We start from the raw sequence: 24060 nt of genomic DNA, 5'->3' as shown, positions 1-24060 counted from the left end.
CTTTTAAAAAAACCCTCTCCCGATCAATTCGAAAGAAGGGTTTACAAAAATTAACGAAGCGTAATGGCCTGCTTGCCCATTTGCACCCAGCCGCGTTTGAAGGCACTAATCGTTGCCTTGCGATTCTTGGTCACGGACAGCGGATCATTGAAATAAATATACTGTCTGTCGTAGCCTGTGATGAGGACGCTATGTTCCTTATACGTAATCGAGATTTTTCCAGTCGGGGTGTTCCAGGTCTGCCAATATTTCGATGGCACGGTATCAAACAACACATTGTTAATCACCCAAACTGGCTTCCCATTATTTAAATGCTTATAGATCTCTTCAAAGTTCGATCCAGTAAAATCAATGACACGATTTGGCAGGTATTTCTTTGCCAGCTCGGCGATCGGGCCGTGATAGACACCGAGACCGGGTTTACTAAAGGAATACATATCGCCCACAAAGCCATTATACGGATTGCCAAAGTTTATTTGTCCATTGGTCTTTGAATAACGGGTCGGATCCTTTCGCACCTGAGATGCCAACGTCATCTTGTTTGTCTTAACGCCGGCATCGAGCAGCAGCATCGTTAGCGAGGTAACCTCGCAGCCGCGCGGCAGCTCAGGCATTTGCGCAACCAGCGGAGCGTCAAGCTTGGCCCCTGAAACAGCCCCGCTGCTGCCTAAAAGATACCAATCTTGGCCGCTTTGCATCCAGCCCGTTCTCATCGTACCGTTTGAATTTAAGAAGTACCATTTCCCACCATTATACAGCCAGCCCTTTGCCATGGCACCATTTTGATTGAGGAAGTACCACTTGCCGCCATTATACAGCCAGCCTGTCTGCATTGCCCCGCTGCTCTTTAAATAATACCAACGATTCGAGGTCTTCACCCAGCCCGTTTGCCTCACACCGGAACCACTTAAATAATACCATTTTCCGGCATCAAAGGCCCAGCCGGTGGCCATGGCGCCGCTTGGTGTGAGGTAATACCATTTACCGTTTTCGTTAAGCCAGCCCGTCTGCATCACTCCGCTATTTTTAAAAAAATACCACTTGCCATTAGTATAAAGCCAGCCGGTTTTCATGGCACCCGTTTGATCTAGAAAATAGCGGCTGCCCTTATCGGTTATCCAGCCCGTTTGCATCACTCCACTATTTTTTAAAAAATACCACTTGCCATTAGTAAAAAGCCAGCCAGTTTTCATGGCACCCGTTTGATCCAGAAAATAGCGGCTGCCCTTATCGGTTATCCAGCCCGTTTGCTTTGTGCCATCTTGTCCATAAAAGTACCAGAGGCCATTTTGCTTGACCCAGCCGGTGGATATTACCGTTACCTCTATTGCATATGTATGACCTATCCCATCATCTGCCGTTAGTTTCAGGATTGTGTTGGCAGGCTGTTTCGCAATCGCAACCTCAAACATTCCTTCTGCATTCGCTTGCGTAGAATTAAGCAGGACGCCTGCATTGGTTTCCACCTTAATGGCAGCATTCGGAAATGCCGTCCCCTTGATGATTGTCGTTTCAGTTGTTATTTTTTCCAATAATTGAATTTGGAATGAATCCTCCACCGATCCAGCTGATTCCGCAAAGGCAAGCTTTGGAAATAGTGATAGAGAGATTACGATGAAAGAAATAAACAGCTTTATCGATAGTGTTCGCTGCACCTGGTGCCCCTCCCCTATATGATTTAAGATTAATAGATTGGTATAGTGAAAATTTACCAATCTCTATTCTATCATAGTTGGGATGGATTTTTGAAGATTCTGTATTTTATTCACCAAAAGTTCGCCAGCAGCTTTAAACCAAAGGCAAGTAAGATCGAGCCGCCTAGGGCTTCACTATAGGTTCCGAGCCAGCTTTGTACTTTTCTGCCGAGCAAAAGCCCTGCCCATGTTTGTACGGTGGCAACGATTCCAAAGCATAATAAAACCAAAATGGTTTTTGCTCCGTAAATGCCCAAGGTCAGGCCCACTGAAAAACTATCCAGACTGACGCTTAATGCAAATACCAGTAAGCCTAAGCCGACTGGTGTAATCACCTTTTCCTCCCCTTTTTTCAGCGTCGACCAGATCATTTGCACTCCTAGTAAGATGAGTAGTAAACCGCCGATAATGGTGGCAAAGCCCCCAAACTTGTCTGATAGAAATTTTCCTGCTATTAAGCCTAACAGCGGCATCAAGACGTGAAATAGGCCAATCGTAATACCGATATTAAAAATCTTCCTCAGCCGCAGTTTGTACATCCCCATGCCAAGCCCAACCGAGAAGGCATCCATTCCTAATGCAAATGCCATTAATAAGAGTGTACTCACTTCACCAACCGTTTCTGACATCCTTTCCCGCCCCCTTGGACTAACTAACCTAAGCATATGCACGTCCAAACGGATTTAGAAGTCAGAAGGGGAAATGAACTGATTGGAGATTGAAGGGATAAATCCCCACAAAAAAAAGCACCTAACCCCCTCATTGAGGAGATCCTGGTGCATTTTCTGTGATGAGTTTATGTCCGGCTGCTTTTTGGAGGCGGTTCATGATGGCGTGGCCCACGCCTGTATTCGGAAACATTTCACTAAAAATAACATCGACATTTCCCTGGTTGAACGAGCGCAGTGTATCATATAGGGCCGCAGCGACCGTCTCCAATTCCGCCCGTTTGCCACAGGCTAGGACAAGATCAGCCTGATACACATCCACTCTTTCCTCCGTCGTCAACACGCCGACACGGAGTCCTTCCCGCTGCTTTTCATCTACCAGCCTTTGCAAAAATTCCGTGGTGGTGCCTGACACCATATAAAGCGGAGCATTCGGAGCATAATGTTTGTATTTCATTCCAGGGGCTTTTGGCTTAGCCGACTCATCCTTTAATGCTGCATCCTCATGGACTTCCCCAACCACTGCCTCAAGCTGTTCCTTTGTCACACCGCCTGGCCTTAGGATAACCGGAATCGCCTCGGTGCAATCCACAACGGTTGATTCTACGCCCACTCCTGTGGAGCCTCCATCCACGACACCGGCAATTTTTCCATTTAAATCATCTAACACATGGCTTGCGTTCGTCGGGCTCGGTTTGCCAGAGCTATTCGCACTTGGTGCGGCAATCGGCAGTCCACATGTTTTCAACAACGCCAGCGCTACCGGATGATCCGGCATTCGTACTGCCACCGTTGCAAGGCCTGCTGTTGCTTTTTCCGACAAGACACCTTCCTTTCTATTTAGAATAATCGTCAACGGTCCTGGCCAAAATGCGTCCATTAACGTTTTAGCCTTTTCCGGAACTGCTGTGACAAATCGAGTCAGCTGCTCGCGGTCGGCAATATGGATAATTAACGGATTATCTCCAGGTCGTCCTTTGGCTGCAAAAATTTTCGCTACCGCTTCGTCACTTTCAGCATTGCCGCCAAGTCCGTAAACCGTTTCCGTCGGCAAGGCAACTACTTCATTTTCTCGTAAAAAATGTGCGGCATCCACAACTTGTGGATTATTTTCAAGATTATCCACATACTTATCCACTTTCCAGACTTTTGTGTTCATAGTTATCCACCTTTATCGTCTATGAGTCTTTTATCGAAATTTGGCGAATTTAGACGGAAAGACCCATTTTTTTCACTTAGTACGTTTGAAAGTATAAAATAAGGTGGGCTTAAAAACAAGTGTTATCCACAATTTGTGCATAACTTTGCGGAAAAAGTGGATAACTTTGTGGATATATCCACAATTATAAAGAAAATTTTAAAAATAATGAGTTATCCACATTTAAAACGTGTCGAATGTGTTTTGATTGATAAAATTCTGGGGGTAATTCTTCCCGCTCAATTCGTTGGAACCCCATTAATTCAAAAAATGGCAGGGCTACACTTTTATTAGTTGCCAAAAACAAACTTTTCATCCCTTTTTCTTTTGCTAGTTGGACCACTTGATCAAAAAGGAGGAAGATTTCTTTATCTGCTTGTCCAGGTGTGACCACGAGTGATCGCAATAACCCGGATTCCCCAAATACCTCCATGCCTAGTGAACCTCTGAGTGTTCCGTCCTCATTCTCCAGCAAGAGAAAATGGTCAACAGTTTCCTCGCTTAGTCCATCCGTCCCAAGGTTTGCTCGAACAAGAAACGCTTGTAATTTCCCCAAATCCTGATTATTTGCTTTGCGTATTATTGCCTGCATCCTATCCACCTCTTTTTAAAGATTCTACTCTATTACTATGAAAAAGTAGGAAAAATAGAACAGCTTGAATGGGGGAATCTATTAAGATTTACGTGGGATTTGTTTATAGCGTCTTTTTGTAGAGGATGGTTGCATTTTATCAGCGTTACTTCTTTTAAAAATAAAAAAGGCCAGTCCGCATGGAACTAGCTTTTACTTAAACATTTTCTCCCACATTTCTACTACGAAAAACTTAACTTTAACGGGTTCTTCATCTTCGGCTGTGTAAACAGGAGCATCCTTTTTACTATGTTTCTTCGGCTTTTTCACTTCTTCATCTTGATTTACTGGTGTTTCCTGTTTTACTTCTTGTTTCTCAGGAGATTTCACTTCTATTTCTTGTTTCTTTGGAGTACTCTCCTCTTCTACTTCTTGTTTCTTTGGAGTACTCTCCTCTATTTCTTGTTTCACCGGTTCTACTTTTTCTATAACCCGTTGATTCTTACCTTTAGTGTCATCGTCGTCCGCCAATGCCGCTTCCTCTTTAACTGGTTCCGCGTTTACCTTTGGTTCGGAAACTGTTTCTGCCTTGGCGACTTTTTCTTCCTCAAACCCATCACTCACGGCTACTCCATTTGAAAAATCAAGGAAGCATAATGGCGGATAGAGCACGCACCACCAATTCGCGCCTTCCCCACTTCCCAGCGTAATCAAAATGGCTTGGTACTCTCCGGCAGGATAGAGGAACTGACCGTATAATTTCGTTGGGAACTGCACTTTACCAAACTCAACCTTTACCGACTGGTCCGACCCTTGTTCACGCACGACATTTTCAGCAATCGCCTGAATTTCCGGAAGCTTCGCATTCATGACTTTCTTTGCTTCCTGCATCGAGGTTAAATCCTGCACCCAAAGCGTAATTTGTGCATTGACCGCATCGCGCACCTTACGTTTAATCGCTTGATCTTTTTCAAAATCGCTGTTTGCTAAAATCCTCAAGCGAATCGCTTCACCTGGAATCACAATCGACTCCTTTGCCGCTGCTTCCGTTTTTGGCATATATAAACTCAACATTGTTCCCAATGATAAAACCACTAAATATCCCCAAACCACTAGTTTGCCTCTCACTCTCCGCACCGTCCCTTCTTAATATCTACATTGTGGACAAAATGCCAGAATCTTAAACTAGTATTTTTTAATATTTTTGCTTACTTTTGAGTTTTATCTCCTAACCTAAATCGAGGGAATGTTGTTGATTTTACTGCCCGCCTCTTGCAATTAAACACAAAAAGACTTCGGGTTGTTAATCCCCGAAGCCAATTTCAGCAAACACCATTCGGTCCTTGCCGTTTATATCATTGATAATTTCCACGGTCACATCCGCGAATGTTTTTTGGAGGAGTACCGCTACCGCTTCCCCCTGCCCGGCGCCAATTTCGAAACAGACAAGGGCGTGCGGAGCGAGAACTTGCGGAAGTTCCACCATAAACCGGCGGTAAAAATCCAAGCCATCCTCCCCGGCAAACAGGGCTCGATGCGGCTCATGTTCTGTTACCACCTCGGACATCGTCGTCATATCCCCGACTGGAATATACGGCGGATTCGACATTACCACATCCAGCTTTTCTCCGCTGGCGATAAACGGCTTCAGCAAATCCCCATGCACAAAGCGAACATCCGCCCCAAGCCGAACCGCATTCTCCCGCGCCACCACAAGCGACGCCTCAGCAATATCCGTGCCAATCACCGTTAACACTTGATTAACAGTAGAATTGGTGCCTGACACCAGGTATTCCAACTTCATGGTGATGGCGATGGCGCCGCTGCCTGTGCCGATATCGGCGAGCTTGATTTCTTTGCAGCCGTTGAATAGCTGCTTCATTCTTTGGAGTGTACCGTAAACAAGTTCTTCTGTTTCCGGGCGCGGGATTAACACCTCTTCATTCACGATGAAGGTCCGGCCGTAAAATTCTTCCGACCCGATGATGTACTGGACCGGCACTCCGGACACATGCTCCATGACGGCTTTTTCAAAGGCATCCCAAACAGCAGGCGTTAAATCGTCACGTACATTGGCAAACAGCTGGGCCCGCGACATGCCCGTCAAATGCCGCAGCAAGAGCTCTCCGGCATTTTCATCGCGATTCGCTTCGATTAAAAAAGAAGAAGCCCATTGAAGAGCTTCAAATACTTTTTTACTCATTAGATGCCTCTTCAAGTCTTCTTGCCTGTTCATCCATAATCAACGCATCGATGATTTCATCAAGCTTACCTTCAATGATTTGATCTAATTTTTGAATCGTTAAGCCAATCCGGTGGTCCGTCACGCGATTTTGCGGGAAGTTATACGTCCGAATCCGTTCCGAACGGTCACCCGTACCAACGGCAGATTTACGAACTGAATCGTATTCAGCCTGTGCTTCCTGCTGGAACTTATCATACACACGCGCACGTAATACCTTCATCGCTTTATCTCTGTTTTTATGCTGAGATTTTTCATCCTGAATCGATACCATGATTCCTGTAGGAATATGGGTTAAACGAACGGCTGACATCGTTGTGTTAACGGACTGCCCGCCGGCACCGCTTGATGCGAATGTATCAAAACGGATATCTTTATCATGAATTTCATATTCAAACTCTTCTGCCTCTGGCAAACACACAACAGTTGCCGTTGAAGTATGAATGCGTCCACTTGATTCCGTTTCCGGAACACGCTGCACGCGGTGCGCACCATTTTCAAATTTTAATTTAGAGTAAGCTCCGGTACCGTTGATCATAAAACTAATTTCCTTGTAGCCGCCAAGACCGGTTGGACTGGCATCAATCAGTTCCGTTTTCCAGCCCTGTGCTTCTGCAAAGCGGCTGTACATCCGATACAAAGTCCCAGCAAAAAGGGCCGCTTCATCTCCACCAGCTGCACCACGGATTTCAAAGATAACGTTTTTGTCATCGTTCGGATCCTTTGGAACAAGCAGAATCTTCATTTTAGCTTCCAACTCTTCAATTTGCGCCTCAAGGTCATGTAATTCTTCTTTTACCATTTCACGCATCTCAGCATCAAGCTTCTCATCAAGCATAGCCTTTGCTTCTTGAAGCTGCTCACGAACTTCTTTATATTGACGATACGTTTGTACAGTCTCTTGTATATCTGATTGTTCTTTTGAATATTCACGAAGTTTTTTAGTGTCATTAATAATTTGTGGGTCGCTCAAAAGTTCATTTAACTTTTCATAACGATCTTCCACGGATTGAAGACGATCAAACACAGTCCATTCACCTCAGTTTTTAGTCCATAACATTCTAATTATAGTATAGGTGAAAACTATCGTCAAAACCAATTTGCGGGAGAAATTTTTTATGGAGAAGTTTGGAAAAATAAACGCGGGGTGAAAACAGCATAGCCGGGCAGCATTCAAGCGAAAAATGATGCATTTCACCCCTGTTTAAATACAAAAACATGCCCTAAAATCAGAGCATGCTAACGTCGATCTTCCTGTACCTTCACTTCAATATTGTAGCGGGGAAGAGCTTGAATTAATTTCTTATGGAGTCGTGCTTCTGCATCATTTTTTTGCTGATCCGAAAACATTCCTTTTTTATAAACAGACACCCACATTCGATCTCCATTAATCCAAACCGAATCGGTCGTAAATTCTTTCGTTCCGGCAATGACTTGTTTTGCTTTGTTTATATCATTCCCTTGATTGTTTGCACCAGCCTCACCACCACTGCCCGTTCCCTTAAGATCAAGGAAGTTTGGATTTTGATTGGTGATATCATTTTCCACTTGATGCTGTTTGTTTTTCCCACGGTCAGCCGTCGTGTCAACATTATTGCCACCGTTGGCCATATTTTTAGGTACATTTTGAATTTGATCATTCTCACTATTGGACATATAATTTGGTGCGGTTGTATCTTTACGCAAGTCATACGCTTCCTGACCAGCATTATTTTTATTTTGACAGCCGGTCACGGCAAACAACATGATGAACGAGAGAACCATCCACTTATTCAACATACTACACCTCCTAATTACTATCATGCCCGTCCACCCAACAATTGAGCGAGTGAAATCTTTCCAAAACAACCAAACCCCTAAAAAACCACACAAAAAAACTGCCTGAGAATCCAACTCTCAGACAGTGGTAATGGTGCCAGGCACCAATTATAACTTCTAGACAATAACAACCATGTTAACATGGTCAACGGTGTCAGGCACCATTACCCTTACACCATCTTATTTTGCTGCTGAAACGGGTGCGGTTTTTGGGACTTCGTGGTGATGACGGCAGCGGGGCTCATATGCCTCAGCTGCACCAACCAAAATGACGGGGTCATGGTAGGATGCGGGACGACCGTCAATGAGTCGCTGCGTCCGGCTTGATGGTGAACCGCACACCGTGCATACTGCCTGAAGCTTCGTCACCGATTCCGCAATTGCCATCAATGCGGGCATCTGTCCGAACGGCTCGCCACGGAAATCCATATCCAAACCTGCACAAATCACACGGTGGCCGCTGTCCGCAAGCTGCTGAACAACCCGCACAATGCCTTCATCAAAAAACTGAACCTCATCAATCGCAATAATATCAATATTTGCTTCAACGTGATGCAGCAGCTCGGTAGAATGAGAAATCGGCTTTGCATGAAAAGAAGCGCCATTATGGGAGACTACAGAATGTTCACTATAGCGATTATCAATCTTCGGCTTAAATACAGCGATTTGTTGTTTGGCAAATTGAGCCCGTCTAACACGACGAATCAATTCCTCCGATTTCCCAGAAAACATACTGCCACAGATAACCTCTACCCATCCGCTTTGCTTCATTAAATACATAAACGGTGTCTCCTCCCTATAACGAACCCTCTAACGATCTTTTTAAGTATTTATATGCTGCACGCCCTGTCAGACGTGTTTTCATCTATGTGAACAACTTATTTTTCCAATAAAAAACAGGCAAGTTAAAAGTTCTCTTGCCTGTTCTTGAGCAATTATTGTTGCTGTTGCTTAAGGCCGTATTTTTTGTTGAAACGGTCAACACGTCCGCCTGCTTCAGCGAATTTTTGACGACCAGTATAGAATGGATGACATTCTGAACATGTTTCAACACGGATCTCATTTTTAACAGAACCAGTTTCAAACGTATTACCACATGCACATGTCACCGTTACTGTTTTATAATTTGGATGAATTCCTGCTTTCATTCTTTTCAGCTCCTTCCGCCCTGAATCTTTCGAAACAGAGTTATATAAGGTGAACCCTCAAATGCTTGTCTTTATAACAAGCACGAATTACTTAAAAGACACTGTCCCCATTATAACAAGGTAACCCCACTTTTGCAAGCTGGGATTTGTTGGTTTCTTTTTTTTTAAAAGGAACTCTTTGAAGCCCTTCTATCTGGCTTGTCCCCCACAAAATCCCCTATTATCTCCTTGGTTTTAACTCTTCCCCAAGCTGGGTAAAAAATTCTTCATTTGACTTGGTTTGTCGTAATTTTTTCAAGAAACGCTCGGCAAAGTCAGGTGAGTCGGACATGGATTTGCGAATCGCCCATAATTTATCCAAGTGATCTTTCGGAATAAGAAGCTCTTCCTTACGTGTTCCTGAACGACGAATATCAAGTGCAGGGAAAATACGGCGCTCTGCAAGTTGACGGTCAAGATGCAGCTCCATATTACCTGTTCCTTTAAATTCTTCATAAATAACATCATCCATCCGGGAACCCGTATCAACTAAAGCAGTAGCCAGAATCGTCAAGCTGCCGCCTTCTTCTATATTACGAGCAGCCCCGAAGAAACGCTTCGGACGGTGGAATGCAGCCGGGTCAATACCACCAGAAAGGGTTCGTCCACTTGGTGGAATCACCAAGTTATACGCACGAGCCAAACGAGTGATGCTATCCATTAGGATAACCACATCGCGTTTGTGTTCAACCAAGCGCATCGCTCGGTCAAGGACAAGCTCTGCCACTTTAATATGATTTTCCGGTACCTCGTCAAACGTTGAGCTGACAACATCGCCCGCTACTGAACGTTCAATATCGGTTACTTCTTCCGGACGTTCATCAATCAGCAGCATAATTAACTCAACATCAGGATGATTTGTGGTGATGCTATTCGCGATTTCTTTTAATAGCATCGTTTTACCTGCTTTAGGAGGTGCCACAATTAAACCACGTTGTCCAAAACCGACTGGTGCGATTACATCCATAATCCGGGTCGACAGATTTTTTTGCGCCGTTTCAAGCTTCATTTGCCTGTTAGGATAGAGTGCTGTTAAGGCTGGGAAGTAGACGCGCTCTTTCGCTGATTCAGGATCTTCCCCGTTAACGGCTTCAACGTGGAGTAATCCATAATACCGTTCATTTTCTTTTGGAGGTCGAACCTTACCGGAAACCTTATCTCCATTGCGAAGGTCGAAGCGGCGGATTTGCGAAGCTGAGATGTAAATATCCTCTGAACTTGGCGAATAGTTAATTGGTCGTAAAAATCCAAAACCCTCTGATTGGATAATCTCGAGTACGCCTTCCATGAAAAAGTAACCTTGTTGCTCCGCGCGCGATTTTAAAATCGCAAAAATTAATTCTTTTTTTGTTAGTTTGCTGTAATAGGTCACCTTATACTCGCGGGCAAGTTCATAAAGTTCCTTCAGCTTCATATTTTCTAAACTTGAAATTGTTAAGTCCATGTGTACACCACTCTTTAAAATTTTTTCATCAAATCCGCTTATTTTTCATTCGCGAGAAATCGTTCAGTAAGATATAAATTAAGAGATTAGAGGAATTGAAATTGAAGTAGAAAAGAAATGAATAGAATTGCAGAATTTATGCATACTAAAAACAATTACTATTTTACCCTCTGTACAAAAAATTAATCAACTAAAATTTAATATTTCATTCGTTGGAAATAATTTCTGGCAGGAGTTTACTCAAAGTTTCCTCTAGGAGTATTCGGAGCATTGCCATCCAGAGACTAGATCATAAACAATCTAGTCCTAATAGCAATGTTTAAATTGATGCAATGATCGTTCTACTTGTTGGTGCCTGACACCATTTGCACTACACACATATTAGTATTGGTGCCTGACACCAGATTTAATACCACATTTTATTATTTGATTACTAGGTTTGGTTTCTTGTTAAGGCTGTGGCGGCCTTCGACGAAGCGGACGGTGCCTGATTTAGCGCGCATAACAAGTGAGTGTGTTGAACCGTAAGCCCCTTTGAATTGGACGCCGCGTAACAGTTCTCCGTCTGTAACGCCGGTAGCTGCAAAAATAGCGTCATCGCCTTTAACAAGGTCTTCCATCCTTAGGACACGACTTACATCTAAACCCATTTTAATGCATCGTTCAAGCTCAGCATCATTTTGCGGCAATAATTTACCCATGATTTCTCCACCCAGACATTTAAGAGCAACAGCTGAAATTACGCCCTCAGGAGCACCGCCTGAACCAAAGAGAATGTCGACACCCGTGTTATCAAAAGCGGTGTTAATCGCACCAGCAACATCGCCGTCGTTGATGAGTTTAATCCGTGCCCCTGCCTCACGTAGCTGGGCAATGATATGTTCATGGCGTTCACGATTTAAAACCGTTGCCACCACATCTTGGATATCCTTATTTTTTGCTTTAGCAACCGCTTTAAGGTTGTCCAAAACAGAAGCATTAATATCTACTTGTCCAACTGCCTCTGGACCAACAGCAATTTTTTCCATATACATATCTGGAGCATGGAGCAGATTACCATGATCGGCAATTGCAAGCACTGCAAGGGCATTCCAGCCTCCTGATGCGACGATATTGGTTCCTTCGAGCGGATCAACGGCTACATCGACACGCGGGCCATAGCCTGTGCCAAGCTTTTCACCAATATAAAGCATAGGAGCCTCGTCCATTTCTCCTTCGCCGATCACAACGGTTCCTTTCATTGGAACGGTATCAAACACATCCCGCATTGCTGATGTCGCAGCTTCGTCAGCCTCAGGTTTCTTACCGCGTCCCATCCAGCGAGCTGAAGCAAGCGCAGCTGCTTCGGTGACGCGAACAAGTTCCATCGATAAACTTCTTTCCATCCGTCCCCATCTCCTATATTCATTTGCTCATCTAAGTAGCTTTGTATTTATGCGCGAACAACCTTCAAGTGCATCCATTATGTGTTTTTAAGATGCTCTAGTTCTTCTTTTGTCAGTTCTTCCCGCCATGCAGTAGCACCGAGACCGTTTAATTTTTCAACAAGATTGCTGTAGCCGCGGTCAATATGTTCAAGTCCGGTTACCTCGGTAATTCCTTCAGCCATGAGTCCAGCAATGAAGAGTGCTGCACCTGCCCGGAGGTCGCTTGCCTTTACTTTGGCACCTTGCAGCTGAATCGGGCCATTAATAATCGCCGATCGCCCTTCCACCTTAATATTAGCGTTCATTCTTCTTAGTTCATCTATATGTTTAAACCGAGCACCGTAAATCGTATCGGTGACAACGCTTGAACCTGTGGCTTTTGTCAACAGAGTCGTAAATGGCTGTTGCAGGTCGGTTGGGAATCCCGGATAGACTAGCGTTTTAATATCAACGGCTTTCAAATTGGCTGAACCGTCGACATACACTTGGTCATTACCGGATTCGATATGAACACCCATTTCACGAAGCTTCGCAATCAGCGATTCTAAGTGCTGTGGAATGACATTATCAATTAAAACCCCTTCTCCAACGGCGGCACCCAGAATCATATAGGTCCCGGCTTCAATCCGGTCAGGGATGATCGTGTGACGGCAGCCGTGCAAGGTGTCGACACCATCAATCCGGATAACATCAGTTCCGGCCCCTTTAATTTTTGCTCCCATGTTTGTTAACAGTGTAGCAACATCAATGATTTCCGGCTCTTTTGCAGCGTTTTCAATAATCGTCCGTCCTTTAGCTCGTACCGCTGCCAGCATAATATTAATCGTTGCCCCAACACTGACAACATCAAGGTAAATACGGGCACCGCGAAGTTCGTCGGCACGTAAATAAATCGCACCTTGCTCGTTCGTGATTTGAGCACCGAGTGCTTCGAAGCCTTTAATGTGTTGATCAATTGGTCTCGGGCCTAGATGGCAGCCGCCTGGAAGGCCGATAACCGCCTTTTTAAACCGTCCGAGCATGGCCCCCATTAAATAATAGGACGCACGCAGCATTTTTACCTTGCCATTTGGCAGCGGCATGCTAATCATGGCTGATGGGTCAACGGTCATTTCATCATCCGTAATCTGAACCTTCCCGCCAATTTCCTCGAGCAGGTCCTTTAAGATTTCGACGTCTGAAATCATCGGCAAGCCCTCAATTGTGACTGGTGATTCTGCTAAAATGGTAGCAGGTATTAAGGCAACCGCACTATTTTTGGCTCCACTGATGCGAACTGTTCCCTTTAATGGGTATCCGCCTGCAATTTTAAGTTTTTCCATTTTCGACTCCCTTCTAAGCCCATCTGGTGATTTTAGTTGATAGGATCGGACTTTTATTTTAAACGAAAGCGCGTTGCCGGGCTCAAAAGCCTGCATATGCGCGCTTTCGCTATTTTTTAAAAAGATCCTCGTATCAAGTATGGCTTTAGGTATATTTTTCCAACACCAAAAGTCAAATTCCGACAGTTTGTCTATTCTTTAGTTTACACGAAAATTTCATTTTCATGTATGGATATTAAAAAAAATTAGGACAAAAATGGAAAAACCGCATTTTGTTAGGCTTCGTTACGGGAATTCCAGTCTTTTAGGAATCCTTCGATTCCTTTATCGGTAAGTGGGTGCTTGGTTAGGCCGATTAATACATTGTAAGGAATGGTCGCAATATGAGCGCCTCTTAACGCTGCTTCTGTGACATGGATAGGGTTACGAATGGAGGCAGCAATAATTTCTGATTCGATTCCATGTACGGCAAAGATTTCGGCGATGGTAGAGATTAGCTCAAGTCCATTTTGGCCTATATCATCTAGTCTGCCTAGGAATGGAGATACGTAGGTTGCACCTGCTCTTGCTGCAAGTAGTGCTTGGTTAGCGTTGAAGATAAGGGTAACGTTTGTTTTGATTCCTTCTTTTGAAAAAGCGTGACATGCCTTTAAGCCGTCTGGAGTCATTGGCACTTTAACGGTGACATTTGGTGCAATAGCGGCCAATTCTTTTCCTTCGCGAATCATGCCTTCTGCATCGAGGGCAATCACTTCAGCACTTACTGAGCCTGGAACTAGTGCAGCAATTTCTTTAATGCGTTCATGAAAGGACACGCCTTTTTCTCTTGCAACAAGTGACGGGTTTGTAGTTACACCAGCTAATAATCCTAGTTCATTTACTTCACGAATTTCGTCCAAGTTTGCAGTATCAATAAAGAATTTCATCGTTTTATGCCTCCATTTTTCGACTAAATTTTCTGTTTTTTAGATACATATTGAAACCGCCCTTAGTGGTAAGGGCGGTTTTATTTTACCATAATTAATCATAAACAGCCAAAAATGGTTCAAGGCTGTCTGATTGTGTCAGGTTTTCGCTGTTGAAATTAAGCTCTGCCTGATGAACCGAATTCGCGCATTTTGCCGATTACGGTTTCTTTGATGGCATCGCGAGCAGGGCCTAAATATTTACGTGGATCATATTCTTCTGGTTTTGCAGCAAGTGTTTCACGTACAGCTTTTGCAGAAGCGATTTGGTTTTCTGTGTTAACGTTGATTTTTGCTGTTCCAAGTGAAACAGAACGTTGGATATCCTTTGTTGGGATTCCGGTTCCACCGTGAAGAACTAACGGCATATCTGTAAGGCTTCCGATTTCTTCCATTTCTTTGAATCCAAGGTTTGGTTCGCCTTTGTAAGGACCGTGAACAGAACCTAATGCAGGAGCAAGGCAATCGATGCCTGTGCGTTTTACTAACTCGACACACTCGTTAGCATCAGCGTATTGAATTCCGCCGATCACATCGTCTTCTTGTCCACCAACTGTTCCTAATTCGGCTTCCACAGATACACCTTTTGAGTGCGCATATTCTACTACTTTTGAAGTAATTTCAACATTTTCTTCAAATGGGTGGTGAGAAGCGTCGATCATTACCGATGTGAAGCCTGCATCAATCGCTTCTTTACATTTATCAAAGCTTGAACCATGGTCAAGATGAATTGCTACTGGTACAGTAATTTTTAAGTCTTCCATTAAGCCTTCTACCATTTTGACAACGGTTTTGAAGCCTGACATATAACGTGCTGCGCCTTCAGACACACCAAGGATCACTGGTGACTTTTCAGCTTCGGCAGCTTGAAGAATTGCTTGCGTAAACTCTAAGTTATTTAGATTAAATTGCCCGACAGCGTAGCCTTCCGCTTTCGCTTTAATAAGCATGTCTTTCATAGATACTAAAGGCATTTCTATTCCTCCTTAGATTGGCTTGTTATCCATTTCGAATCAAGGTGCGCCATAAAAGGTTTCCCTCTATTTTGACGATTATGTATACATCAAAAAGGATATCCAGCCTGTAAAAAGTTCATATGTATCATATCAGAACCTAACAGGAAATGCCATTAATCGACCACAGTTTTTTAAACTGTCATAATGAAAGCGCAAACATATAAAGGCTGCACAATTTATTGAAAAAAATTAATAAGTTTTGTTGTCAAAAAATGTTATTTAGTTTGCCTGCTGCGGTATATGTTTGCGAACGGCCGCTCTGATATCATCAATATCAAAAGGTTTCGCAAAATGAGTAATGGCACCAAGGTCCTTGGCTTCTTGAATCATATCCAATTCACCATAGGCGGTCATGATGATGACGCGTATATCTGGGTCGATGACTTTCATTCGTTTTAAGATTTCGATTCCATCCATCCCTGGAATTTTCATATCAAGCAATACAAGGTCTGGGTCATGCTTGGTGACTATGTCTAATGCTTGGATTCCATTTGCTGCCTGGAATGTTTGATATCCTTCTTTTTGAAATACCTCATTTAATAAAATTCGAATACCAAACTGATCGTCAACGATTAAAATTTTCTCTTTCATTTCCTCCACCTCTTCCTTGGTTTGTTAACTTGACTATACTAATACATACGATCCTGTAATACTTTATTTCTACCTGGAGAAGAGAATATCCTGCCTGTTTTTTTACTAATATAGTGTTATATTGTGGAAATTCGCATTTATTTTTTTCATTTCGAGAAAAAGCTTATAATAGGTAGGGTATAAGGAGGGTTACTATGTTAAAAATGTTTACTACCCAATTAACAGGAGTTTTTAAAAAAATAGATGAAAAAGAGGAATTCGCTTTTGAGGACGGGGCCCGTTTGCTCGCACAGGCGCCTGTTGGCGATGGCTCGATCTATCTTTTTGGAACGAAGGAAATGAAGGCAGTAGAATGTGAGGCGTTAAACGGGGCCGAGCCTTTCCCTGGGGCAAAGCTGCTGGCAGATTCGACTGATGCGGCAAAGCTAAGCGTGGCTGACCGTGTGCTGATTTTCACACAAACTTCCCGCGATGAGGCGGCTGTTAAACTAGCTGGTTTGCTGCGCGATAACATGATTCCCTTTGTAGCCGTGTCAACGGTGATGGAGTCGTCTTCTAACGATGAGGAGGATTTGGCTGAATTAGCGGATGTTCATATTGATCTTCGGCTGACAAAAGCCCTGCTCCCTGATGATTTCGGTAACCGGTATGGTTATCCAAGTGCGATGGCCGCGTTATTTGTTTACCATGGCTTGAAATTTACCATTGATGAGATTTTGGGGGAATATGCGGAATAAAACAGGGTTAAATCGCCCTGTTTTTTTTGTAATATCAGAATTTGTAAGTTTTGACTTCGAGAATTGTCCAGCTACAGTGCCCTAGCGGCTAGTGTCCTTCGCTCTCCGCCCTACGATAAGTCAACATCGAATCGCCCTTCGGCTCTTCGTGTTTCCTTTATCGCGTTTAACGGGCAGTAGTTTCTCAACTGCCCGTAAGAACCCGATCGGCTCAACTAACAATCAGCGAGAAGGACGTTCGCTGATTGAAGTTTCACCTTATCTCAGTTGGAGCGCTCCATAAGGAAGGCTTCGGCAGCATAGGCATCGCACGAAGGAAAAGCGATAGCTTTTCCGAGGAGGCCATACGCCGCTGACCAGGGCACTTCCGCTTTTCTTATAAAAAAACCAGTTCCCCTTCATTAACTAGGGAACTGGTCATTTGTTTATTTTTCAATTGTAGCTCGAACAAAATCACGGAATAATGGCTGGGGCCGATTTGGTCTTGACACAAATTCCGGATGGAACTGAGATGCTACGAACCATGGGTGGTCCTGCAGCTCAATGATTTCCACTAAACGACCGTCAGGGCTTGTACCAGAGAATGTAAAGCCAGCAGCTTCCATTTCTTGACGATAGTGGTTATTAAACTCATAACGGTGACGATGGCGCTCATAAACCACTTCATCCTCATAGGCAGCAAATGCTTTTGTTCCTTCCACAAGACGGCAAGGGTATAGGCCTAAGCGTAATGTACCGCCTAAGTCCTCCACATCCTTTTGCTCTGGAAGTAAATCAATGATCGGATGGGTAGTGTCAGGCAAAAATTCAGATGAATGAGCATCCGTATAGCCAAGCACGTTGCGGGCATATTCAATCGTAGCCAGCTGCATCCCTAAACAAATACCTAGGAATGGCTTCTTCTGCTCACGCGCATAGCGAGTCGCTTCAATTTTCCCTTCAATGCCGCGGTCGCCAAACCCGCCTGGGACAAGAACTCCATCCACATCATCGAGCAGCTCCGCTACGTTTTCACGCGTAACCTCTTCCGAATTTATCCACTTAATTTCAACATCGGTATCAAACGCATAGCCTGCATGCTTCAACGCTTCAACAACGGAAATGTAAGCATCCTGCAATTCCACATATTTGCCGACAAGGCCAATGCGCGTTTTGCCAGAAAGGTTGACGACGCGGTCAAGCAATACCTTCCACTCCGTCATATCGGCTTCCTTCGTCACTAATTTCAGATGGTCACAGACAATTTGATCCATGTTTTGCTCTTGAAGGGCAAGCGGAATCGAGTAAAGCGTATCGGCATCCATACATTCAATAACGGCTTTGGCATCGATATCACAGAACAAGGCAATTTTATCCTTCATGTCCTGGGAAACTGGCATTTCCGTCCGTACGACGATGATATTTGGTTGAATTCCAAGACTGCGGAGCTCTTTCACACTGTGCTGGGTTGGCTTTGTCTTCATTTCACCCGCCGCTTTTATGTACGGGATGAGCGTACAATGAATGTACATGACATTGTCACTGCCAATATCACTTTTGATTTGACGAATAGCTTCTAAGAATGGCAATGATTCGATGTCCCCAACGGTTCCGCCAATTTCGGTAATGACCACATCGGCATTCGTTTCTTTACCAGCACGGAAGCAACGCTCCTTAATTTCATTGGTAATGTGCGGAATAACCTGGACCGTCGCACCTAAATAGTCGCCGCGGCGCTCTTTACGCAGCACAGTGGAATAGATTTTTCCTGTTGTTACGTTAGAGTACTTGTTTAAATTGATGTCAATAAAACGCTCATAGTGGCCAAGGTCCAAATCTGTTTCCGCGCCATCATCGGTCACGAATACTTCACCATGTTGATAAGGACTCATCGTTCCTGGGTCGACGTTAATGTATGGATCGAATTTTTGAATCGTTACATTTAACCCTCGATTTTTTAATAAGCGGCCTAAAGAGGCAGCGGTAATCCCTTTTCCGAGTGAAGACACAACCCCACCGGTTACAAAAATATACTTTGTCATAAGTATTCCCCCTTGATTACAGTTTGTACATTATTCAGGTTGTTTAAGGATATTTTTTCGAAAAATAATTTCATTTGATCTCCAAAAACGAAAAAACTCCTTAATAGGGAGGAGTTTTTAATAAAATAAAAGCGCTCCATCTCGCTATGGCAAGGGAGCGCATATAAGTAATATTGATTCGTCCTTTTAAAAGGAGCCCAAAAAAGATAATACAGGGGCTCACGATAAAAGTCAAGCTGTTTTGCCAATAGAAGATCAAATGGACATGGCGATCAATCTCCATTTAAGCAACCCTTCCATAAGCCCTCTGGCCTGTTCCACTAGAAAAAAAGAGGATTACAATTTTTCTTCTTCTTCCTCGTCGTCGAATTCTTCTTCTTCTTCTTCAAGCTCTTCATCCAGAACTTCGTCTTCATCAAGCTCGAATTCTTCATCGTCTTCCAGGACATCGTCATCATCCAAAATATCTTCATCTAGATCAATATCCTCATCTTCATCGTCATCATCGTCTAAAAGATCGTCTTCATCGACAAAATCATCGAGATCGTCATAATCCTCATCCTCGATTTCATCAATTTCATCGAAATCTTCTTCTTCAACAACCTTTTTCGCCTTTTTCTTCTTCGGTTTAACCACGGTGACAACTTCTTCTTCTGCTGTATCCACTGGATACCAAACGCGAAGTCCCCAACGGTTATCTCCTAATGATAAAAAGCGGCCATCTATGTTGATGTCAGTATAAAATTGTGCCAGGCGAGATTTGATTTCTTTGTCTGATATTCCAGAGGCGGCTTTAATCTCATTGACTAATTCATGAAATGAGATTGGCTGCTTACTATTTTTTAAATATTCAAAAGCCATTTCGATGAGGGATAACTCTTTCAATTCCTCTTTTGAGTACTGTGCTAAACTCACTATTGGCACTTCCTTTCTCTATTCAACACTCTCAAAACTAGCAAGAGTGCATTTCTCCCAATTTGCATATTCTTCATTATAAACAAATTCTTCCGGTTTATGCTAGTTCTAGTTATTGTTTCTCTTGATTTTTTCCTTTGATAATTGATCGTTGTGACGCTCCGTCTCTTTCTTAAGCTTTTTTATTTCCTTAATCGAAATAAAGAGAAAGAAAATCGCCAGCAGCAAAAACGAGACTGCACCCAGCTGCCGTTGATAAAGATAGTTTAATGGCCAGGCAAATATAAGTAAAATAATGATTATAAGACTACCCTTCATCCATACACACCCGCCCGTAAACTCATAGAAGTTTGAATGCTAGTTCGATTATATAAGATACAAGATTAATTTCCTATCATTCGCAAAAATAATTTTACCATAAATTAAGAAAAGCGGAAGCGCCCTGGTCAGCGGCGTATGGCCTCCTCGGAAAAGCTATCGCTTTTCCTTCGTGCGATGCCTATGCTGCCGAAGCCTTCCTTATGGAGCGCTCCAACTGAGATAAGGTGAAACTTCAATCAGCGAACGTCCTTCTCGCTGATTGTTAGTTGAGCCGATCGGGTTCTTACGGGCAGTTGAGAAACTACTGCCCGTTAAACGCGATAAAGGAAACACGAAGAGCCGGAGGCGCATTCGATGTTGACTTATCGTAGGGCGGAGAGCGAAGGACACTAGCCGCTAGGGCGCTGGAGCTGGACAATTCTCAAAGCCAAAACTTATAAATTTTTATATAATAAGATAGGTGTCAGGCACCATGTGAAAATTTCACATGGTGCCTGACACCCTTTATACTATTTTCGTGTTACATATTCCTCCGGTATTGCCCGCCGACTTCGTATAGTGCTCTTGTGATTTGGCCGAGGCTGGCGACTTTGACTGTTTCCATGAGTTCGGCGAAGATGTTGCCATTGTTCACTGCAGCTTCCTTTAGCCGGTTCAAGGCGTCCGTACTCTCTGCAGTGTGCGCATCCCAGAAGGCGCGCAAATTATGAATTTGCAGTTCCTTCTCTTCTGTCGTGGCCCGGGCCAGTTCCATATTATTCACCTCTTCCAGCGAAGGTGGATTCGGATTCAAATACGTATTCACGCCGATAATCGGCAATTCGCCCGTATGCTTCTTCATCTCGTAGTACATCGATTCATCCTGAATCTTGCCGCGCTGATACTGAGTTTCCATCGCCCCAAGCACCCCGCCGCGATCATTCAAGCGTTCAAACTCCTGTAATACCGCTTCCTCTACCAAGTCCGTCAAATCTTCGACAATAAACGAACCCTGCAACGGATTCTCATTTTTCGTCAGCCCATGCTCTTTCGTAATAATCATCTGAATCGCCATCGCCCGGCGCACCGATTCCTCCGTTGGCGTCGTAATCGCCTCATCATAAGCATTCGTATGCAGGGAATTACAGTTATCATGCAAAGCCATTAACGCCTGCAGTGTCGTCCGGATATCATTAAAGTCGATTTCCTGGGCATGCAGGGACCGGCCTGAGGTTTGCACATGGTACTTTAGCTTTTGACTGCGCTCATTCGCCCCATACTTATCCCGCATTACCGTTGCCCAAATCCTTCGCGCTACCCGGCCAATCACCGTGTACTCCGGATCTAACCCATTTGAGAAAAAGAACGAGAGATTTGGCGCGAAATCATCAATCTTCATCCCGCGGCTCAAATAATACTCCACATACGTAAAGCCATTCGACAGCGTAAAGGCCAGCTGGGAAATCGGGTTGGCACCCGCTTCCGCAATATGATACCCCGAAATCGACACCGAATAATAGTTACGTACTTGATGATCAATAAAATACTGCTGGATATCCCCCATCATCCGTAACGCAAATTCCGTTGAAAATATACACGTATTTTGCCCCTGGTCTTCTTTTAAAATATCCGCCTGGACCGTACCGCGCACCGTCCGCAGTGTATAAGCGCGAACCACTGCGAATTCCTCCACCGTTAACACCCGGCCAAGCTCCGCTTCCTTCCGCTGCACCTGCTGATCAATCGCGGTATTCATGAACATCGCCAAAATAATCGGCGCCGGGCCATTGATCGTCATCGAAACTGATGTCGACGGATGGCATAAATCAAAGCCATCATACAATTTTTTCATATCATCTAACGTACAAACGCTGACGCCGCTTTCCCCAACCTTCCCGTAAATATCTGGGCGGTAATCCGGGTCTTCACCATACAAGGTAACCGAATCAAACGCCGTACTTAAGCGTTTGGCATCATCATCTTTCGATAAATAATGGAAGCGGCGATTCGTCCGTTCTGGTGTCCCCTCGCCGGCAAACTGCCGTTTTGGATCTTCCCCTTCCCGTTTGAATGGGAATACCCCGGCAGTATACGGGAACGCCCCCGGCACATTCTCCTGATAGACCCATCTTAAAATTTCACCGTAATCCTTATATTTCGGCAAGGCCACCTTGGGAATATCCAGGCCAGAAAGACTTGTTGATTTCAGAATCGTAATAATCTCTTTATCACGGATACGGGTCACTAATTGGTCGCCGGCATAGGCCGCTTTCGTTTCCGCCCATGAAGCAAGGATTTTCTGCGACTCCGCCGTCAGCTGCGTCTCCGTTTCCCGCTTAACCACTTCTAACGCCGCCACCACTTCCGGCTGGTCTTTAACCGCTTCAATCGCCCCTTCAAGCTGAAATAATTTCCGGGCAATATTCGCTTGCGCTTCAGCCTTGCGATGGTAACCGCGTACCGTCTCCGATATCTCCCGTAAATAATAACGCCGGTCCGTTGGAATGATTACGTTTTGCTTTTCCACAATCGCATCCGTTGTAAAAGACGTCACCCAATTCGTGCCCGTCTTTTCATTGATCACTTCCACTAACGCTGCAAATAAGGCATTCGTACCCGGATCATGAAACTGACTGGCAATCGTCCCGTACACTGGCATTTCCTCTAACTCTTTCTCAAACAGCATATGATTGCGCTGGTATTGCTTTTGCACCTGGCGCTTTGCATCCTCCGAGCCTTTGCGCTCAAATTTATTGATGACAATTAAATCAGCAAAATCGAGCATATCGATTTTTTCCAACTGTGAGGGCGCCCCAAATTCGCTCGTCATCACATACATCGACACATCACAAATTTCCGTGATTTCCGCATCGCCTTGACCAATCCCGCTCGTTTCAACAATAACAAGGTCAAAGCCGGCCGCCTTCGTCACGGCCACTGCATCCTTAATCGCCAGCGATAATTCATTCTTCGATGCCCGTGTCGCTAGGCTGCGCATATACACATTCGGCGAGAAAATCGCGTTCATGCGGATGCGGTCGCCAAGTAACGCCCCGCCCGTTTTTTGCTTAGTCGGGTCAACCGATAAAATCGCAACCTTTTTCTCCGGAAATTCATTAATAAAGCGGCGGATTAACTCGTCTGTTAACGAGCTCTTTCCAGCACCGCCCGTACCCGTGATCCCGACGACCGGAATCCCCTTCTCAAGCGACTTCACTTGTTCCAGCACTTGCTCAGCTGTCGCCGCAGCCTCGTTCCTTTTATCCACATGAAGCTCTGCTAAGGTAATCAGCTTGGCAATGCTATTTACATCGCCTGTTGGCAGTTTTTCAATGTATTCTGTTACATCGGTTATCACCGTGGAAAAGTCGCATTCTTGGATCATCAGCTCGATCATGCCATCAAGCCCAAGTGTCCGCCCGTCCTCCGGCGAGAACAGCCGGGCAATCCCGTAAGCATGCAGCTCATCCAATTCGCGTGGGATAATGACCCCGCCGCCGCCGCCGTAAATGCGGATATGCGGCGCGCCTTTTTCCTTTAACAAGTCATACATATACTTAAAGTACTCAACGTGCCCGCCCTGGTACGATGAAATCGCAATCCCCTGCACATCCTCTTGGATTGCCGCGTTCACCACCTCTTCGACCGAGCGATTATGGCCAAGGTGAATCACCTCCGCCCCCTTTGCCTGAAGAATCCGTCTCATAATATTAATCGAAGCATCATGGCCGTCAAATAAACTCGACGCCGTTACAAATCGGATATGATGCCGTGGCTGATATTTCCCCATCGTGCTCCCCCTTTTGTAAAAATGAACCTTATTTACCGTTCGCTGTGTTTAGTCGTTTTTCGGACTTTTCAGAGCCTCACGAAACATTTTTGAGCAGCGGCACGCAAAAATTTTATGCTGCTCCCATTGCTCTTGAACCCGTGGCAGAGTTTCG

At 44.4% G+C, this 24060-nt stretch carries 21 protein-coding genes; 1 reads left to right on the top strand and 20 read right to left on the bottom strand.

From position 1 onward, the window contains the following. Positions 1–50: 50 nt before the first annotated feature. The 16 genes from AC3ANL_RS00890 to AC3ANL_RS00815 form a co-directional block, all read right to left on the bottom strand. Entirely contained in the window at positions 51–1655 is a 1605-nt protein-coding gene (locus AC3ANL_RS00890) for a C39 family peptidase (protein WP_488327414.1), read from the bottom strand. 110 nt (positions 1656–1765) lie between these two features. Then, a complete protein-coding gene (locus AC3ANL_RS00885; protein ID WP_488327413.1) occupies positions 1766–2323 on the bottom strand; it encodes a manganese efflux pump MntP in 558 nt (185 codons plus the stop codon). Positions 2324–2453: 130 nt separating this feature from the next. Further along, positions 2454–3521 (bottom strand): L-threonylcarbamoyladenylate synthase, encoded by a 1068-nt coding sequence (locus AC3ANL_RS00880; protein ID WP_488327412.1) that lies wholly within the window; start codon positions 3519–3521, stop codon positions 2454–2456. A 184-nt stretch (positions 3522–3705) separates the two neighbouring features. Continuing rightward, complete coding sequence (locus tag AC3ANL_RS00875; protein WP_488327411.1) at positions 3706–4152, bottom strand: GNAT family N-acetyltransferase; 447 nt, start codon at positions 4150–4152, stop codon at positions 3706–3708. A gap of 192 nt (positions 4153–4344) precedes the next feature. Then, positions 4345–5205, bottom strand: coding sequence for a stage II sporulation protein R (gene spoIIR / locus AC3ANL_RS00870; RefSeq protein ID WP_488329635.1), 861 nt, complete (start codon positions 5203–5205; stop codon positions 4345–4347). Positions 5206–5434: 229 nt separating this feature from the next. Further along, entirely contained in the window at positions 5435–6334 is a 900-nt protein-coding gene (gene prmC, locus AC3ANL_RS00865) for a peptide chain release factor N(5)-glutamine methyltransferase (RefSeq protein WP_488327410.1), read from the bottom strand. Continuing rightward, positions 6327–7400: a peptide chain release factor 1 gene (gene prfA / locus AC3ANL_RS00860; protein ID WP_488327409.1), complete on the bottom strand. Its 1074-nt coding sequence runs from the start codon at positions 7398–7400 to the stop codon at positions 6327–6329. The genes prmC and prfA overlap by 8 nt, the downstream gene beginning before the upstream one ends. A 212-nt stretch (positions 7401–7612) precedes the next feature. Then, a complete protein-coding gene (locus AC3ANL_RS00855) occupies positions 7613–8152 on the bottom strand; it encodes a hypothetical protein (RefSeq protein WP_488327408.1) in 540 nt (179 codons plus the stop codon). A 219-nt stretch (positions 8153–8371) separates the two neighbouring features. Further along, a complete protein-coding gene (locus tag AC3ANL_RS00850) occupies positions 8372–8971 on the bottom strand; it encodes a thymidine kinase (RefSeq protein WP_488327407.1) in 600 nt (199 codons plus the stop codon). 155 nt (positions 8972–9126) lie between these two features. Then, positions 9127–9339: a 50S ribosomal protein L31 gene (gene rpmE / locus AC3ANL_RS00845; protein ID WP_488327406.1), complete on the bottom strand. Its 213-nt coding sequence runs from the start codon at positions 9337–9339 to the stop codon at positions 9127–9129. Between the two features lie 220 nt (positions 9340–9559). After that, positions 9560–10822 carry a transcription termination factor Rho gene (gene rho / locus AC3ANL_RS00840; protein ID WP_488327405.1) on the bottom strand — a complete coding sequence of 421 codons (1263 nt, stop codon included), beginning with the start codon at positions 10820–10822 and terminating at the stop codon, positions 9560–9562. A gap of 422 nt (positions 10823–11244) precedes the next feature. Then, entirely contained in the window at positions 11245–12207 is a 963-nt protein-coding gene (glpX, locus tag AC3ANL_RS00835; RefSeq protein WP_488327404.1) for a class II fructose-bisphosphatase, read from the bottom strand. Between the two features lie 77 nt (positions 12208–12284). Beyond that, complete coding sequence (murA, locus tag AC3ANL_RS00830; protein ID WP_488327403.1) at positions 12285–13571, bottom strand: UDP-N-acetylglucosamine 1-carboxyvinyltransferase; 1287 nt, start codon at positions 13569–13571, stop codon at positions 12285–12287. A gap of 275 nt (positions 13572–13846) precedes the next feature. Next, positions 13847–14497 carry a fructose-6-phosphate aldolase gene (gene fsa, locus AC3ANL_RS00825; RefSeq protein ID WP_488327402.1) on the bottom strand — a complete coding sequence of 217 codons (651 nt, stop codon included), beginning with the start codon at positions 14495–14497 and terminating at the stop codon, positions 13847–13849. 158 nt (positions 14498–14655) lie between these two features. Next, on the bottom strand, positions 14656–15510 hold the full coding sequence (locus AC3ANL_RS00820) for a class II fructose-bisphosphate aldolase (protein ID WP_488327401.1): 855 nt from the start codon (positions 15508–15510) through the stop codon (positions 14656–14658). A gap of 261 nt (positions 15511–15771) precedes the next feature. After that, a complete protein-coding gene (locus AC3ANL_RS00815; RefSeq protein WP_488327400.1) occupies positions 15772–16143 on the bottom strand; it encodes a response regulator in 372 nt (123 codons plus the stop codon). Between the two features lie 194 nt (positions 16144–16337). Between AC3ANL_RS00815 and AC3ANL_RS00810 the strand changes: the two genes are divergently transcribed. Then, on the top strand, positions 16338–16880 hold the full coding sequence (locus tag AC3ANL_RS00810; RefSeq protein ID WP_488327399.1) for a DUF2529 domain-containing protein: 543 nt from the start codon (positions 16338–16340) through the stop codon (positions 16878–16880). A gap of 425 nt (positions 16881–17305) precedes the next feature. Here AC3ANL_RS00810 and pyrG read toward each other — a convergent pair whose 3' ends face one another. From pyrG to icmF, 4 genes are all read right to left on the bottom strand, one after another. Then, on the bottom strand, positions 17306–18901 hold the full coding sequence (gene pyrG, locus AC3ANL_RS00805; RefSeq protein WP_488327398.1) for a CTP synthase: 1596 nt from the start codon (positions 18899–18901) through the stop codon (positions 17306–17308). Positions 18902–19237: 336 nt separating this feature from the next. Further along, positions 19238–19816, bottom strand: coding sequence for a DNA-directed RNA polymerase subunit delta (gene rpoE / locus AC3ANL_RS00800; protein WP_488327397.1), 579 nt, complete (start codon positions 19814–19816; stop codon positions 19238–19240). Positions 19817–19924: 108 nt separating this feature from the next. Further along, on the bottom strand, positions 19925–20134 hold the full coding sequence (locus AC3ANL_RS00795) for a hypothetical protein (RefSeq protein ID WP_488327396.1): 210 nt from the start codon (positions 20132–20134) through the stop codon (positions 19925–19927). A gap of 523 nt (positions 20135–20657) precedes the next feature. Then, the gene (gene icmF / locus AC3ANL_RS00790; RefSeq protein WP_488327395.1) at positions 20658–23906 is read right to left on the bottom strand and encodes a fused isobutyryl-CoA mutase/GTPase IcmF; all 3249 of its coding nucleotides are present in this window, start codon (positions 23904–23906) and stop codon (positions 20658–20660) included. Positions 23907–24060 lie beyond the last annotated feature (154 nt).

This window comes from Neobacillus sp. DHD-1R, assembly GCF_057747995.1.
This window is presented reverse-complemented; position numbering and strand designations above follow the sequence as displayed.

What these genes read in the sequence shown, in the direction of transcription:
- AC3ANL_RS00875 (WP_488327411.1), bottom strand. Translation starts at nt 4,152, where the DNA reads ATGCAGGCAATAATACGCAAAGCAAATAATCAGGATTTGGGGAAATTA.
- rho (WP_488327405.1), bottom strand. Translation starts at nt 10,822, where the DNA reads ATGGACTTAACAATTTCAAGTTTAGAAAATATGAAGCTGAAGGAACTT.
- rpmE (WP_488327406.1), bottom strand. Translation starts at nt 9,339, where the DNA reads ATGAAAGCAGGAATTCATCCAAATTATAAAACAGTAACGGTGACATGT.
- AC3ANL_RS00885 (WP_488327413.1), bottom strand. Translation starts at nt 2,323, where the DNA reads ATGTCAGAAACGGTTGGTGAAGTGAGTACACTCTTATTAATGGCATTT.
- pyrG (WP_488327398.1), bottom strand. Translation starts at nt 18,901, where the DNA reads ATGACAAAGTATATTTTTGTAACCGGTGGGGTTGTGTCTTCACTCGGA.
- AC3ANL_RS00795 (WP_488327396.1), bottom strand. Translation starts at nt 20,134, where the DNA reads ATGAAGGGTAGTCTTATAATCATTATTTTACTTATATTTGCCTGGCCA.
- AC3ANL_RS00850 (WP_488327407.1), bottom strand. Translation starts at nt 8,971, where the DNA reads ATGTATTTAATGAAGCAAAGCGGATGGGTAGAGGTTATCTGTGGCAGT.
- AC3ANL_RS00820 (WP_488327401.1), bottom strand. Translation starts at nt 15,510, where the DNA reads ATGCCTTTAGTATCTATGAAAGACATGCTTATTAAAGCGAAAGCGGAA.
- fsa (WP_488327402.1), bottom strand. Translation starts at nt 14,497, where the DNA reads ATGAAATTCTTTATTGATACTGCAAACTTGGACGAAATTCGTGAAGTA.
- prmC (WP_488327410.1), bottom strand. Translation starts at nt 6,334, where the DNA reads ATGAGTAAAAAAGTATTTGAAGCTCTTCAATGGGCTTCTTCTTTTTTA.
- AC3ANL_RS00880 (WP_488327412.1), bottom strand. Translation starts at nt 3,521, where the DNA reads ATGAACACAAAAGTCTGGAAAGTGGATAAGTATGTGGATAATCTTGAA.
- icmF (WP_488327395.1), bottom strand. Translation starts at nt 23,906, where the DNA reads ATGGGGAAATATCAGCCACGGCATCATATCCGATTTGTAACGGCGTCG.
- murA (WP_488327403.1), bottom strand. Translation starts at nt 13,571, where the DNA reads ATGGAAAAACTTAAAATTGCAGGCGGATACCCATTAAAGGGAACAGTT.
- AC3ANL_RS00855 (WP_488327408.1), bottom strand. Translation starts at nt 8,152, where the DNA reads ATGTTGAATAAGTGGATGGTTCTCTCGTTCATCATGTTGTTTGCCGTG.
- spoIIR (WP_488329635.1), bottom strand. Translation starts at nt 5,205, where the DNA reads ATGTTGAGTTTATATATGCCAAAAACGGAAGCAGCGGCAAAGGAGTCG.
- AC3ANL_RS00815 (WP_488327400.1), bottom strand. Translation starts at nt 16,143, where the DNA reads ATGAAAGAGAAAATTTTAATCGTTGACGATCAGTTTGGTATTCGAATT.
- glpX (WP_488327404.1), bottom strand. Translation starts at nt 12,207, where the DNA reads ATGGAAAGAAGTTTATCGATGGAACTTGTTCGCGTCACCGAAGCAGCT.
- AC3ANL_RS00810 (WP_488327399.1), top strand. Translation starts at nt 16,338, where the DNA reads ATGTTAAAAATGTTTACTACCCAATTAACAGGAGTTTTTAAAAAAATA.